General features: G+C 43.2%; 14 protein-coding genes. 11 read left to right on the top strand and 3 right to left on the bottom strand.

Features of this window, described 5'->3' with window-relative positions; all coding sequences use genetic code 11:
- The first annotated feature begins 77 nt into the window (after positions 1-77).
- Complete coding sequence (gene acpP / locus VXQ11_RS11930; protein ID WP_064096988.1) at positions 78-314, top strand: acyl carrier protein; 237 nt, start codon at positions 78-80, stop codon at positions 312-314.
- 186 nt (positions 315-500) lie between these two features.
- On the top strand, positions 501-998 hold the full coding sequence (gene lysM, locus VXQ11_RS11925) for a peptidoglycan-binding protein LysM (RefSeq protein ID WP_064101792.1): 498 nt from the start codon (positions 501-503) through the stop codon (positions 996-998).
- Between the two features lie 87 nt (positions 999-1,085).
- Here lysM and VXQ11_RS11920 read toward each other — a convergent pair whose 3' ends face one another.
- On the bottom strand, positions 1,086-1,553 hold the full coding sequence (locus VXQ11_RS11920; protein ID WP_004279232.1) for an Lrp/AsnC ligand binding domain-containing protein: 468 nt from the start codon (positions 1,551-1,553) through the stop codon (positions 1,086-1,088).
- 140 nt (positions 1,554-1,693) lie between these two features.
- On the opposite strand from VXQ11_RS11920, the gene VXQ11_RS11915 reads away from it, so the two are divergent.
- The 5 genes from VXQ11_RS11915 (at position 1,694) to cfa (ending at position 7,657) form a co-directional block, all read left to right on the top strand.
- Positions 1,694-2,953 carry a D-amino acid dehydrogenase gene (locus VXQ11_RS11915; RefSeq protein ID WP_144724267.1) on the top strand — a complete coding sequence of 420 codons (1,260 nt, stop codon included), beginning with the start codon at positions 1,694-1,696 and terminating at the stop codon, positions 2,951-2,953.
- A 35-nt stretch (positions 2,954-2,988) separates the two neighbouring features.
- Positions 2,989-4,101: an alanine racemase gene (gene alr / locus VXQ11_RS11910; protein WP_416681212.1), complete on the top strand. Its 1,113-nt coding sequence runs from the start codon at positions 2,989-2,991 to the stop codon at positions 4,099-4,101.
- A gap of 48 nt (positions 4,102-4,149) precedes the next feature.
- Positions 4,150-4,515: a RidA family protein gene (locus VXQ11_RS11905; RefSeq protein WP_416681213.1), complete on the top strand. Its 366-nt coding sequence runs from the start codon at positions 4,150-4,152 to the stop codon at positions 4,513-4,515.
- A 154-nt stretch (positions 4,516-4,669) separates the two neighbouring features.
- Entirely contained in the window at positions 4,670-6,109 is a 1,440-nt protein-coding gene (locus tag VXQ11_RS11900) for an amino acid permease (RefSeq protein ID WP_416706118.1), read from the top strand.
- 408 nt (positions 6,110-6,517) lie between these two features.
- On the top strand, positions 6,518-7,657 hold the full coding sequence (gene cfa / locus VXQ11_RS11895; RefSeq protein ID WP_144724271.1) for a cyclopropane fatty acyl phospholipid synthase: 1,140 nt from the start codon (positions 6,518-6,520) through the stop codon (positions 7,655-7,657).
- Positions 7,658-7,916: 259 nt separating this feature from the next.
- Here cfa and VXQ11_RS11890 read toward each other — a convergent pair whose 3' ends face one another.
- Positions 7,917-8,369: a CopD family protein gene (locus tag VXQ11_RS11890; protein ID WP_416681216.1), complete on the bottom strand. Its 453-nt coding sequence runs from the start codon at positions 8,367-8,369 to the stop codon at positions 7,917-7,919.
- Between the two features lie 23 nt (positions 8,370-8,392).
- Entirely contained in the window at positions 8,393-9,622 is a 1,230-nt protein-coding gene (locus VXQ11_RS11885; RefSeq protein WP_064096980.1) for a beta-ketoacyl synthase N-terminal-like domain-containing protein, read from the bottom strand.
- Between the two features lie 274 nt (positions 9,623-9,896).
- Between VXQ11_RS11885 and VXQ11_RS11880 the strand changes: the two genes are divergently transcribed.
- From VXQ11_RS11880 to fusA, 4 genes are all read left to right on the top strand, one after another.
- Positions 9,897-11,381 carry an EcsC family protein gene (locus tag VXQ11_RS11880; RefSeq protein ID WP_416706117.1) on the top strand — a complete coding sequence of 495 codons (1,485 nt, stop codon included), beginning with the start codon at positions 9,897-9,899 and terminating at the stop codon, positions 11,379-11,381.
- A gap of 156 nt (positions 11,382-11,537) precedes the next feature.
- Positions 11,538-11,912, top strand: a complete 375-nt coding sequence (gene rpsL, locus VXQ11_RS11875; RefSeq protein WP_004783283.1) for a 30S ribosomal protein S12 — start codon at positions 11,538-11,540, stop codon at positions 11,910-11,912.
- Between the two features lie 179 nt (positions 11,913-12,091).
- Complete coding sequence (rpsG, locus tag VXQ11_RS11870) at positions 12,092-12,562, top strand: 30S ribosomal protein S7 (protein ID WP_064096978.1); 471 nt, start codon at positions 12,092-12,094, stop codon at positions 12,560-12,562.
- Positions 12,563-12,693: 131 nt separating this feature from the next.
- Positions 12,694-14,832 carry an elongation factor G gene (gene fusA, locus VXQ11_RS11865; protein WP_416681218.1) on the top strand — a complete coding sequence of 713 codons (2,139 nt, stop codon included), beginning with the start codon at positions 12,694-12,696 and terminating at the stop codon, positions 14,830-14,832.
- The last annotated feature ends 86 nt before the right edge of the window (positions 14,833-14,918 follow it).

The raw sequence follows: 14,918 nt of genomic DNA, 5'->3' as shown, positions 1-14,918 counted from the left end.
GTATAAACTTTCCAAATTTTTTAGATTCAATTAAACTAACGGCATTAAAAACGCCACAAGCAATGAGGAGAATTCCTGTGAGCGATATCGAACAACGCGTTAAGCAAGCGGTTGCAGAACAACTTGGTATCAAAATCGAAGAGATTAAAAACGAAGCATCTTTCATGGATGACTTGGGTGCTGACTCTCTAGACCTAGTTGAACTTGTTATGTCTTTCGAAAATGACTTCGACATCACGATTCCTGATGAAGATTCTAACGAAATCACAACTGTTCAATCTGCTATTGACTATGTTACTAAAAAACTTGGTTAATTGCTGATTTTCAGCTTTGCTGAACCTAAAGACCACCGTTGCGGTGGTTTTTTTGTATCTGCTTTTCACATGAATGAAGGTTTTACAATCGATTACTTTTCTGTCACCAATGACTAACTATTCTGAAGCAGTTTTCATTATAAAAATAGGAGTGATGTGACATTAACAACAAGAACGGAGTTCACCATGGGTCTTTTTGATTTCGTAAAAGGTATCGGTAAGAAAAATACGGCTGCTGCAGAACCACAGCAAACTCCGGCAGCGACACCGCAGGCACCTAAAGCCGCACCTGCAGAGCCTTCTGCCCAGGAAATGGCAAATAAGCTATTGGGCCATGTCAAAAGTTTAGGCTTGCCGATTACAGGTTTGTCGATTAGCTATAACTCGACCTCTGATCTGGCCACCGTGCGCGGACAGGTAAAAAGTCAGGCCGATCGTGAAAAGATTATTCTGGCAGTCGGAAATATTGATCATGTCGCCAAAGTAGATGATCAGCTAACCGTGACTAATCCAGAACCTGAAAGTAAATTCTATACAGTCAAATCTGGCGATACTTTATCTAAAATCTCAAAAGAGTTTTATGGGGATGCCAATCAGTATAATAAGATCTTTGAGGCTAATCGTCCCTTGCTTAAAAATGCGGATGATATTTTCCCGGGTCAGGTACTGCGTATTCCTGCTTAAGGATTAATAAAATCAATGAATTTTCGAACATAAAGCCCCCTTCCGGGGCTTTAACGTTTTTGCAGGCAGATTAATAAAGTTAAGGTATTAAATCCCTAGGTCCAGATATAAACTTTCTTTGACTTCTTCCATGACGACATAACTGTGCGAGGAAGCAGAAGCGGGCAGTTTTTTCAGTAAATCCCCCAGTAAACGGCGATAAGCACTCATTTCCTTTAAACGCGCTTTGACCAGATAATCAAAATCACCAGAAATTAAATGACATTCCAGGACTTCTGGAATTTCTGTCAGATTACGAGCCACCTGATCAAATACATCACCTGATTTGGCTGAGAGTTTGATTTCCAGAAATACCAGCAAACTACGCTCCAGCATTTCCGGATTTAAACGGGCGTAATAACCCATGATAATACCTTCACGCTCCAGCCGTTTTACCCGTTCTGAACAGGGTGTGGTTGAAAGATTGACACGTGCTGCCAGCTCGCTAATGGCAATCCGGCCATCGCGTTGCAGGATGTCTAGAATCATGCGATCAATGCGGTCTAATTTGCGCATTAATATTTCCCTCTTTTTTTTAATTCTGCCCGAAAAAATATTTATTCCACTGAATTTATACACTGAATATAGTGAATTTAACTATTAAAGCAAAAATATACTAGTGAAATAACCTGGAAAAATGTTTGAGGATTAAGGTAATGCGCGTATTGGTTTTAGGTAGTGGTGTGATTGGTGTGGCAAGCGCTTACTATCTGGCGCAGCAGGGAGCAACTGTAACTGTGCTGGATCGTCAGGCGGGTCCGGCTCAGGAAACCAGCTTTGGCAATGCTGGACAGATTTCTCCGGGCTACTCGACTCCTTGGGCGGCACCAGGTATTCCTTTTAAGGCGGTCAAATGGATGTTCCAGCATCATGCTCCGTTGGCGATTAATGTCGATGGCAGCCTGTGGCAATTGCAGTGGATGGCACAAATGCTGAAAAACTGTAATGCCCAGCATTATGCAGTCAATAAAGAACGGATGGTGCGTGTGGCTGAATATAGCCGTGACTGTTTACGCAATTTGCGTCGTGATATTGGCATCTCTTATGAAAACCGTGCGAAAGGCACTTTGCAGATTTTCCGTAAAGATGCGCAGCTGGATGCGGTGCAGCGCGATATCGAGGTTCTAAAAGAAACTGGTGTGGAGTTTGAGTTGCTGGATCGTGATGGACTGGCGCGTGTAGAACCGGCATTGGCACAGGCAAAAGACAAACTGGTGGGTGGTCTGCATTTACCCAATGACGAAACGGGCGACTGCTATCTGTTTACCAATGCCTTGGCCGAACATGCCAAAGGGATGGGTGTAGAGTTCAAGTTTAATCAAAACGTTGAAAAACTGATTGTAGAAGGCGACCAGATCAAAGGAGTTCTGGTGAATGGTCAGGTGCTTACAGCAGATAAATATGTGCTGGCTTTTGGTAGTTATTCACGTGATTTCCTCAAACCACTTGAACTGAATTTACCGGTCTATCCAGTGAAAGGTTATTCATTGACGATTCCTATTGTAGATCCAGCCTTCGCTCCACAATCTACCGTGCTGGATGAAACCTATAAAATTGCAATCACCCGTTTCGACCAGCGCATCCGCGTAGGGGGAATGGCTGAACTGAGCGGTTTTAACTTGGGTCTGAATGAAGACCGTCGCGGCACGCTGGAAATGGTGACCCGTGATTTATTCCCGGGGGGCGATATGAATCAGGCCAGTTTCTGGACAGGCCTGCGGCCAATGACCCCGGACAGTACGCCAATTATTGGAAAAACTCGTTTTAAAAACCTGTTCCTGAATACCGGACATGGCACGTTAGGCTGGACCATGGCGTGTGGTTCGGGCAAGTTAATCAGCGATCTGGTCTTGGCTCGTGATCCTGAAATCAGTACCGAAGGTCTTTCATTGTCGCGTTATCAGCAGGCGGCCTAAGATCATCTGAGGCACAGTATTCAAGGAGGAGTTTTATGCCACGTCCTATTACTGCGATCATTCATCAGCAGGCGCTTAGGCATAATTTAAGCGTTTCACGCCAATGTATGCCTGACAGCCAGGTATTTGCCGTGGTCAAGGCCAATGCCTATGGACACGGGATTGAGCGCGTTTATACGGCACTTCAGGACGCAGATGGATTTGCCTTTCTGGATATCGGGGAGGGTACGCGGCTACGTGCGCTTGGGTGCAAGAAGCCGCTGCTGTTGCTTGAAGGTATTTTCGCTTTTGAGGATTTATTTGAATGTGCGAAGCATGAAATGAGCTTTGCCATTCATTCCCTGCATCAAGTGCAATGGTTGAAACAGTTTGCTGCAATAGCACCAGATGTACAGTTTGATGTGTATTTAAAAATGAACAGTGGCATGAACCGGCTGGGTTTTGAGCCACAGCAATATGCAGAAATCTGGCAGGAGCTGCATCAGCTGAATACTGTCCGTTCAATCACGCATATGACCCATTTCTCCGATGCGGATGGCGAGCGTTTTGGATTGGATGGAATTGAACATCAACATTTTATTTTTAATAAAACGATTCAGGGACTTGCGGGTAAAACCTCGCTGAGTAACAGTGCGGCCATTTTGCGGCATCATCAAACCCTTCATTGCGATATTGTGCGTAGCGGCATCATGCTGTATGGCAGTTCCCCGGATTATCCTGCACATAGTATTCAAGACTGGAATTTACGTCCTACGATGAGCCTGCGCAGTGAGATTATCGCCATTCAGACAGTACAGGCAGGCGATAGTATTGGCTATGGCTCCAAATTTATTGCCACGCAACAGATGCGGATCGGAGTGGTGGCCTGTGGCTATGCCGATGGCTATCAGCGGCTATCGGCGACCGGTACGCCTGTGCTGGTGGATTCAGTTAAAACACATACATTGGGCCGGATCAGTATGGATATGCTCGCTGTGGATGTTACTGCACTGCCGCAGGCGGATGTAGGCAGTGAAGTGGTACTTTGGGGGCAATCTTCCGAAGGTGTGCTTTTGCCAATTGATGAGGTGGCGGCCAGTTCTGGCACGATTGGCTATGAGCTCATGTGTGCGGTAACCGCCCGGGTTAATTTTCAGATTGATGCTTAAATTTTTAATCTAATTTTTTATTTCATATCCCAAACAAGGAAGATCAACATGACACAGGACAATACAGCTATTCAGCGGCTCAAGAGCAATGGAATTATGAGTGCTGTAACGATTCATCATCAAACCGTGTATTTATCGGGTCAAATACCCGACAGCAGCGATCTGGACATACGCAAACAGACACTGGAAGTGTTCGCCAAGATTGAGGAATTGCTGGTACTGGCAAATACTGATAAAAGCCGTCTGCTTTCTGCACAGCTATTCGTGAAAAATCTGGACGATTTTCAAACCGTGAATCAGCTTTGGGTGGAATGGCTGCAAGGTCATGGCACGCCCGCACGTGCTACGATTCAGGCGGATCTGGTGAACCCTGACTGGCTGATTGAAATTGCAGTGATAGCAGCATTACCTTGATTTAAAGAATATTTTTACATCTCCCTATTTTGATTTTATAAGGACATCAGACTTGATCATTTAGTTATTTAAATGAAACTGCATCTGCAATCAGGATTTCAGGAAGATATCCGATTAGATGAGCGAAAGTCTGAGCTAAAAAAAGGAACCGATTATGAATACCGCCTCCTCTAAGGATGACGCAGCGTCTTCTCCCCATGAATTGCAGCGTAAGCTCTCTAACCGGCATTTGCAGCTGATAGCTATTGGTGGCGCCATTGGTACAGGCCTGTTTATGGGCTCCGGTAAAACCATTGCATTGGCAGGACCATCAATCCTATTTATCTATATGATTATTGGCGCAATGTTCTTTTTTCTGATGCGTGCATTAGGCGAAATTTTGCTGTCCAATCTGCACTATAAATCTTTTATTGATATGGCGCATGACCTGATTGGCCCGGGTGCGGGCTATTATATTGGCTGGTCCTATTGGCTGGGCTGGATTCTGGTGGGTATTGCGGATCTGGCGGCAATTATCAATTATCTGAATTTCTGGTTGCCACCGGATATGACCTTTACCCCATTGGGGCAGGCGATGATCAGTGCTGGCTGTGTATTGCTGGTACTTGGAATTAACCTGCTGACCGTCAAACTGTTCGGTGAAATTGAGTTCTGGTTTGCCCTGATTAAAATTCTGGCCATTCTGGGCCTGATTGCAATTGGCGGATATATGATTTTCAGCAATTTCCAGACGCCAGATGGATCTGCTGCCAGTCTTAGCAATGTCTGGGCTTATGATGGCATGTTTCCTAAAGGAACTATGGGCTTTCTCGCAGGCTTTCAGATTGCGATGTTTGCCTTCGTGGGGGTAGAGCTGCTCGGTACCATGGCGGCTGAAACCAAGGATCCTGAAAAAAACCTACCTAAAGCAGTGAATGCGATTCCAACCCGAATTATCCTGTTCTATGTGCTGTCTCTGCTGGTGATTATGTCTGTGACACCATGGGTGGAAATTCCCGCGGATCAAAGTCCTTTCGTGACACTTTTCCTGCATGCAGGGATTGCGGTTTCGGCCATTATCATGAATCTGGTGGTGCTGTCTTCTGTGATGTCATCAATGAACAGTGGGGTATTTTCGACCAGCCGGATGCTCTTTGGTTTGGCTCGTGACTCTCAGGCACCCCAGGCGCTAGCTGAACTTTCGAGTCGTGCGGTTCCAGCCAAAGGCTTGCTGTTTTCCTGTGCCTTTATCATGGCAGGCGCAGCTTTTCAGTATTTCGTACCCAATACCATGGAAGCTTTTACGCTGGCAAGTTCGCTATGTGTGATCCTGTTTATCAGTATCTGGGGGCTGATTATGGTGTGCTATATCCGTTACCGTAAACAGCAGCCTGAAAAGCATGCAGCTTCTACCTTCAAAATGCCAGGCGGTATTTGGATGTCATATCTTGTACTGATCTTTTTGTTTTTTGCATTGGTTATTTTGAGTCTGGAAGCAGATACCATGAAAGCATTGATGATTAGTCCACTCTGGTTGATTATTCTGTTTGCCACCTACCATATGTTGTATAAACCAAGGATGAAGAAGCGCATCCAGTCTTTAGATATACGGTAACTATGGGTTCAAATAATTAAAAAGAGAGGGGAAGAAACCCCTCTCTTTTTTATGAGGGTCTATTTAAATGGTGATTGAAATTTGAGTTAACCATGAATCATGGATAAAAAATAATTTGAAAAATGAATGCCTGTTTCAGCGGATGCTGAATCTCATAATAAAAGTCTTTTTAAAATGACCTGCCTACAATAGGAGTTCATCTCTTAACACTAGAAAAACAGTCTAACAGCCAAAATTTTGCAATGATTAGCTAATCTCTTCAAAGGACAAAGACTCGAGTAGCTGATGAAGTACTGCTAAAAAATAAGCATAATCTGGCGCTTGGAGTGAAATCCATAAGAGGTAGAGTTATCTGGAATTATATAATTATTTAATAAAACTAAAAAAATAGAAGATGTAGGAGTAGATATGAATATCTATGTTGAGCATAAAAATGATGGTCTAAGAGAGGTCTTGGCAAAATTATTGGATGAAGCTGGCATTCAGATTAATGGTGACAAGCCTTATGACATACAGGTACATAATGATGATTTTTATAACCGTATCTTACAGCAAGGTTCATTAGGTCTAGGTGAAAGCTATATGGATGGCTGGTGGGACTGTGATCGGCTAGATATTTTATTCTATAAAATTTTACGTGCCAAGTTAGATAAAAAATTACCCTATAATTTAAAAGATATCATTAGAATTGCAATTTCTCGAATTCAAAATTTACAGACTCAAAAAAGAGCCTGGCAGGTGGGTGAAGAACATTATGATCTTGGTAATGATCTTTTTAATCATATGCTTGATCCATATATGCAATATTCTTGTGCCTACTGGAAAAATACCGATAACCTTTTTCAAGCCCAGCAACAAAAACTCGATTTGATCTGTCGCAAACTTGACTTGCAGCCAGGCATGCGATTGCTGGATATTGGTTGCGGGTGGGGAGGGTTAGCTGAATATGCGGCCAAAAATTATCAAGTTTCGGTAGTAGGTATTACTATTTCTAAAGAACAACAAAAACTAGCCGTTGAGCGATGTAAAGGACTTGATGTTGAAATCTTGCTTATGGATTATCGTAACTTAAATGAGAGATTCGATCGTATTGCATCTATAGGCATGTTTGAGCATGTAGGATTGAAAAATTACGATACCTATTTTCAAGTCGTACAACGTAATTTAAATGCGGATGGATTGTTTTTATTGCATACCATTGGTTCTAATACCATAAGGAAGGGAGCTGATCCATGGATAACGAAATATATCTTCCCGAATGGTTATATACCCTCAATTGAAAAAATTGCTCATTTTAGTAGTGGCAAATTTATTATGGAAGATTGGCATAATTTTGGTACCGATTATGACTTAACACTTCGGGCTTGGTCGGAAAGATTCCTTCAAGCGTGGCCAGAAATTGAAGCCAATTATAGTGCGCGCTTTAAAAGAATGTTTAATTATTATTTAAATGCCTGTGCGGGTGCATTTCGAGCACGAGAATTACAATTATGGCAAATCGTATTCAGTCCAAATGGTTTAGAAGGGGAAGTTCGAATTGCACGTTAGAGTATGAGATTAACCGTGATTTACGGATTGGAATTTTTCTTTAAAGTCATCCGGAAGATTTCTGCTTTTTTTTACGCTGCTTAAGAGCAATTTAAAGTGATTTTTAGGCATTCTCTCCGTATTTCTCAGTTAGAAAAGTAGGATTTATTAGATGCTTGCTTGGGGCTTATAGAAAATTCGGCTTAAGCAGGATTTGAATTATTGAATAAAAAAAAGATTAAAAAAACCTCCTATTGGAGGTCTTTTTAAATTGAATACATTAAAACTGCGGTTTCACCACCACCAGAATGACAACGGCAAATAAGATCAGGGTAGGCATCTCATTAAAATAACGCCAGAACTTGTGCGACTTGTAATGTGGATTATTAATCAGTTTTTTGCGGTAATAACCACATACCAGATGGTAAATCACCAGTAAACCGACCAGACCTACTTTCAGATAAAACCATAAAGCTTCATGGTAATGCTGCGTTGCATCCCCCCAATCCACCAGAAAGTGCGCCGTAATCAGAGTGGCCAGCATGGCCGGCCACATGATGCCACGATACAATTTACGTTCCATGATTTCAAAGCGTTGATGACTCACGGCATCTTCACTCATGGCATGGTAGACATACAGCCGTGGCAAGTAGAACAAAGCTGCAAACCAGCATACCACCGCAATAATATGTAATGCTTTTACCCACAAGAAAGCATCAGAAGGAGCATCCATCAAGTCACCCTAAACTGGGCGGCTTAGCCTTCCCATTTTTTGAAAATGAGACAAGCATTTACGCCGCCGAAACCGAAACTGTTACTCATTACAGTATTCAATTTTGCGTCACGTTTTTCAAGCACGATATCAAATGGTTTCGCACCTTCATCCAGCTCGGTCACATTGATGTTTGGCGCAATAAAGTCATTTTGCATCATTAGAACCGAATAAATCGCTTCCTGAACACCAGCAGCCCCAAGACTGTGACCTGTCATTGACTTGGTTGAGCTGAGTGGAGGAACCTGACCTTCACCGAAAGCACGTTCCATTGCTTTAAGTTCTGTAATGTCGCCCGCTGGAGTAGAAGTACCATGTGTATTTACATAGTCAATTTTATCGACACCGTGTTGTTTTGCTTCTTCTAAAGCCATCAGTACGCAACGCGTTGCACCTTCACCACTTGGTGCAACCATGTCGGCACCATCCGAATTGGCTGCATAGCCTACGACTTCGGCAAGAATGTTAGCACCACGCGCTTGCGCATGTTCCAAAGACTCGAGCACCACGAAACCACCACCACCGGCAATCACGAAACCGTCACGATCTGCAGAATAAGGGCGTGATGCTGTTTCCGGGCTATCATTGTATTTAGAGCAGAGTGCACCCATGGCATCAAACAACAAGCTTTGTGACCAGTGATCTTCTTCACCGCCACCTGCCAGCATTAAATCTTGTTTGCCGAGTTGAATCAGGTTGTAGGCATAACCAATCGCATCCGCAGAGGTTGCACATGCACTGGTAATGGTATGCGCTACACCTTGCAGTTTAAAAGCGACACCGACGTTAGCCGTAATGGTGTTGGTCATATTACGTGGTACAAAGAAAGGACCAACTTTACGCGCACCTTTGGTTTGCAATAATTCGTTCATTTCAATAACGGAAGCAGTTGAACCGCCACCTGAACCACCCGCGATACCATAGCGTGGGTTGCCAGCTAGGTCTTCAGCCTTTAAACCTGCATGTTCAACCGCAGCCAGCGCCGAGTTGTATGCATACATCGCACATACACCCATAAAGCGTTTTAGTTTGCGGTCGATCCCGTCGAAATCCTGCTCGGCTGCAGCACTAACATGACTTTTGAAATTGAGTTCAGCATAAGTCGGATTAAAACGTGTTCCTGAAATCCCGTTTTGTAAAGAATGGTTTACATCCTCTAATGTATTACCAATACACGAGTTAATACCCATGCCAGTGATGACAACACGTTTCATCTACAGATCCTTATAGTTTGCTCTATGCTCAACGGCAGATACAGGGGCTTTTAAATCGCCCAATCCAGCGCTCAGCCTTAATTTCATGATGGGGAACATGATAGCAGAAAGACTTTTGAAATCTTATGGCAAATGTTATGCCGTGTGACAGTCGGTTGACTTTGTGAGTCGGCGTGTACGGGTTTTACTAAATGAAACAGAATAAAGTTGAGATAAATGCTGACTACACCTAGTATTTATACCAAATACAAGCACATGAATGCTGAGGTAAAAAATGGTAAATGCTAATAATAAACAATCTAATGGTCTGATTTCGAATGCCTTTGGAGTGGCGAAAAAGTTCAGTTCAACCGGATTGGATTTATTGAATCATGTTGCACCGGATTCAGTGACTAAAGCACTGAAGCCTTCAGGCTCTGATCAGGTGATTGACGGTTCAGCGAAGGTGAAAAGTGTTTTTTCCTCAAAAAAATATGACAATCCTCAGCAAATGCTCCGTGAGCATCTTCCCAATGTATCCCGTCAACTTCTCGGGAACCGTTTTAATACCGTAAATAATGTTGCGCACTTTGTGGCGCCAGACCTGACCGAAAAAGTATCGAATTATTTTTATGAGCGTCTCAATCAATTCAGTAATCAAACCAGTTCGGTCGATGCCATTCTCGATGAGGCTGGAGTGAAAGATTTAGAGGAACTCACTCAGGATGTTGATCGTTCCAAACGGATTTCTCAAGCTTTGGGTGAGCAAAATAAATGGATTGCAACAGTGCAGGGGGCGGTCAGTGGTGCTTCAGGGGTGATTGGTACTGCGATCGATATTCCGGCTTCTTTACTTATGGCATTACGTACCATCTATCAAGTTGGCCGTTCTTATGGTTTTGACTTGAGTAAAGAAGAAGACCAGGAAATCGTCCAGCATATTTTTAAACAGATCGACCTCGGTCTGATTGCAGAAAAGCAAACTTTGTTGTTGGGTTTAAAAGCGTTAAGCAATACCCTTAAAAGCCATGATATTTCCCAGTTACAGGCGATGCTAGGTTCTGGTAACGATATCAGTGTTATCAAGCAATGGCTCAGTCGTCATGAGGGAGAAACGAAATGGCAATGGCTGAATCATCTGCCGAAAAGTTCGATACTGGAGCAGTTAACCAGGCTGACTCCTCTGGCAAGTGCAGGTATTGGTGCTGTATATAGTCATCGCTTTGTTGAGGACGTGAATCAGAAAGCTCAGGAAGCATTTTCCCATGCTCGTCAATATCTGATTCAGCACCAGGATTCACAACTTTCCCCTTATGCTGCCTATAAGAAAGCAGTCAGTTTGTTGCAACAGGCGAGTCCCAAGCTGCTAGAAAGTACTTCTCCATCGGTTGAAGCTCCAAAAGATAAGCCAATCATGGATAAAGAGATTCCACTTGAGGGTAATAGCACAATCAGTCAGGTTAAACTGGTCAAAAAAGAACAGAATGATTTAAGCGCTCAAGATGCTGAAGTGAAGAAAGATGAAAAAGTCAGTGAAGGGCTGGAAGCGCTCAGCGATGAATTGGTTGAACCTGCCGCAGACAAGCAGTCACAGCAACCGGCTTTAACTAAAACTTCATTTAATCCGGAAATTGAAGCTGAACTGCATCCAGATGCGGCTGCCGAGACAGAATCTGCTGCAGAAACTCCAGAGCTTGAGGCAGATAATCAGGACAAATCAGACCCTCAATCTGAAGTCCAAAATGTTACAAAAAAAGCTGGAAAAAATTCGAAAAAATAAGCGGATTTTAATCAAGCTATAAAAGCAAGCAATGTCGTGAGAATCGGCATTTGCTTGACTTGATTAGGTTGACCAATTTTGCATCTTGACTTACAATTGCATGCCCTCAAAAAGTAGTAGTTTTTTGGGGCTTTTTATTAACGGGAGAATTGCCACATGGCAACAACAAATCAGTTGATCCGCAAGGGTCGTACGACTTTAGTTGAAAAATCTAAAGTTCCTGCGTTGAAGGCTTGTCCACAGCGTCGTGGTGTTTGTACACGTGTTTACACAACTACACCTAAAAAACCTAACTCAGCAATGCGTAAAGTTTGCCGTGTTCGCTTAACTTCAGGTTTCGAAGTTTCTAGCTACATCGGTGGTGAAGGTCATAACCTTCAAGAGCACAGTGTTGTTCTTATCCGTGGTGGTCGTGTTAAAGATTTACCAGGTGTACGTTACCATACCGTTCGTGGTTCTTTAGACTGTGCTGGTGTTAAAGATCGTAACCAAGCTCGTTCTAAATACGGTACTAAACGTCCTAAGAAATAATCTTTCAAGATCAAATTCTTAGTTCGCTAGAACTGTAATCCTTTATCGTCTCGCTTGTCTGATTTCTGCATTTAATTTTGTGAAATTCAAGCGACGTGTAGTAAGGCCAGCGAAAGCACATGACACTTTGTGCTACTGCTGGATAAACCTGAAGTGTCATATTTATAGGTAGTTTTAAAATGCCAAGACGTCGCGTAGTCGCTGCTCGTGAAATCCTTCCGGATCCTAAGTTCAGCAGCCAAACAATCGCTAAATTCATGAACCACGTAATGCAAGATGGTAAAAAATCTATTGCTGAAAGTATCGTTTACGGTGCTTTAGACCGCGTTCAAGAAAAATCTAAAGTAGACCCGGTTGAATTCTTTGAAGCTACGCTTGAAAAAGTTCGTCCTATGGTCGAAGTTAAAGCACGCCGTGTTGGTGGTGCTACATACCAAGTTCCTATGGAAGTACGCCCATCCCGTCGTACTGCTCTAGCGATGCGTTGGTTAGTAGATGCTGCTGCTAAGCGTTCTGAAAAAACTATGGCTTTACGTCTTGCTGGCGAGTTGCTTGATGCATCTGAAGGTAAAGGCGCAGCGGTTAAAAAACGTGAAGATGTGCACCGTATGGCTGAAGCCAACAAAGCATTCTCTCACTACCGTTTCTAAGCAAATAAAACAGGCCCTTATCAGGACAGTGATGGTTTGGGTTTTACCCAGACTGTCATCAAAACGCTTTAAGTTGCTAGCAGCTTAAAGCGTCCTGTTTTAAACAACAAAATTTAGGAATGCAAGAGATCATGGCTCGTCAAACCCCAATTTCTCGTTACCGTAACATTGGTATCTCGGCTCACATTGATGCTGGTAAAACCACAACTTCAGAACGTATTTTGTTCTACACAGGTGTATCTCACAAACTTGGTGAAGTACATGATGGTGCAGCAACAATGGACTGGATGGAACAAGAGCAAGAACGTGGTATTACAATCACTTCAGCTGCTACAACTTGTTTCTGGTCTGGTATGGCTAAACAGTTCCCAGAACACCGTATCAACGTAATTGATACCCCGGGACACGTAGACTTCACAATCGAAGTTGAACGTTCTATGCGTGTTCTTGATGGTGCATGTATGGTTTACTGTGCTGTAGGTGGTGTTCAACCTCAGTCAGAAACTGTATGGCGTCAAGCAAACAAATACCAAGTGCCTCGTTTAGCATTCGTGAACAAGATGGACCGTACTGGTGCAAACTTCTTCCGTGTTGTTGAACAAATGAAAACACGTCTTGGTGCACACCCTGTACCAGTGGTTATTCCAGTTGGTGCAGAAGAAAACTTCCAGGGTGTTGTTGACCTAATTGAAATGAAAGCGATTATCTGGGATGAAGCATCTCAAGGTATGAAGTTCGAATATGGCGACATCCCTGCTGACCTTGTTGATACGGCTAATGAATGGCGTACTAACATGGTTGAGGCTGCGGCTGAAGCATCTGAAGAGTTGATGGACGAATACTTAAACAATGGTGACTTGTCGAAAGAACAAATCATTGCTGGTCTTCGTGCTCAAACTTTGGCTTGTGAAATTCAACCAATGCTTTGTGGTTCGGCGTTCAAGAACAAAGGTGTTCAACGTATGTTGGATGCTGTGATTGACTTCCTGCCATCACCGACTGAAGTTAAAGCGATCGAGGGTATCCTTGATGACAAAGCTGAAACTAAAGCGACTCGTGAAGCATCTGACGAAGCACCGTTCTCTGCGTTAGCGTTCAAAATCATGAACGACAAATTCGTAGGTAACTTAACCTTCGTACGTGTTTATTCTGGTGTTCTTAAACAAGGCGACCCAGTATATAACCCGGTGAAATCTAAACGTGAGCGTATCGGCCGTATCGTGCAAATGCACGCGAACGAACGTCAAGACGTTGAAGAAATCCGTGCGGGTGATATCGCAGCATGTGTAGGTCTTAAAGACGTAACTACTGGTGATACACTTTGTGATGAGAAAAACATCATTACTCTTGAGCGTATGGAATTCCCTGAGCCAGTAATTTCTTTAGCTGTAGAGCCTAAGACTAAAGCTGACCAAGAGAAAATGTCTATCGCACTTGGTCGTTTGGCTAAAGAAGATCCATCGTTCCGTGTACGCACTGACGAAGAATCTGGTCAAACAATCATCGCGGGTATGGGTGAGCTTCACCTTGATATCCTTGTTGACCGTATGAAACGTGAATTTAACGTTGAAGCGAACATTGGTAAACCAATGGTTGCTTACCGCGAAACAATCAAAAAGACTGTTGAGCAAGAAGGTAAATTCGTACGTCAAACTGGTGGTAAAGGTAAATTCGGTCACGTATATGTTCGTTTAGAACCTATGGACGTTGAAGAAGCTGGTAAAGACTACGAGTTTGCTGAAGAAGTTGTAGGTGGTGTTGTACCTAAAGAATTCTTCGGTGCGGTTGATAAAGGTATTCAAGAACGCATGAAGAATGGTGTATTGGCTGGTTACCCTGTTGTGGGTATCAAAGCGACACTATTTGATGGTTCTTACCATGATGTCGACTCTGACGAATTATCGTTCAAAATGGCAGGTTCTTATGCCTTCCGTGATGGTTTCATGAAAGCGGATCCTATCCTTCTTGAACCAATCATGAAAGTTGAAGTAGAAACTCCAGAAGACTACATGGGCGATATCATGGGTGACTTAAACCGTCGTCGTGGTATGGTTCAGGGTATGGACGATTTACCTGGTGGTACTAAAGCAATCCGTGCTGAAGTTCCACTGGCTGAGATGTTTGGTTACGCAACTCAAATGCGTTCTATGTCTCAAGGTCGTGCGACTTACTCTATGGAATTTGCTAAATATGCTGAAACTCCACGTAACGTGGCTGAAGGCATTATTTCTAAGTTCCAGTCTGGCGGTAAAAAAGGTGACGACGAGTAATCTTTCGATTACTATAAGCCCAAACTAATTCATAGTTAAAAACCAAGCGCTCATGCAGTGATCCTGCATGAGCAGTTCAAAAAGGA

The organism is Acinetobacter sp. 197 (genome assembly GCF_048148385.1).
Lineage (GTDB): Bacteria > Pseudomonadota > Gammaproteobacteria > Pseudomonadales > Moraxellaceae > Acinetobacter > Acinetobacter pecorum.
This window is presented reverse-complemented; position numbering and strand designations above follow the sequence as displayed.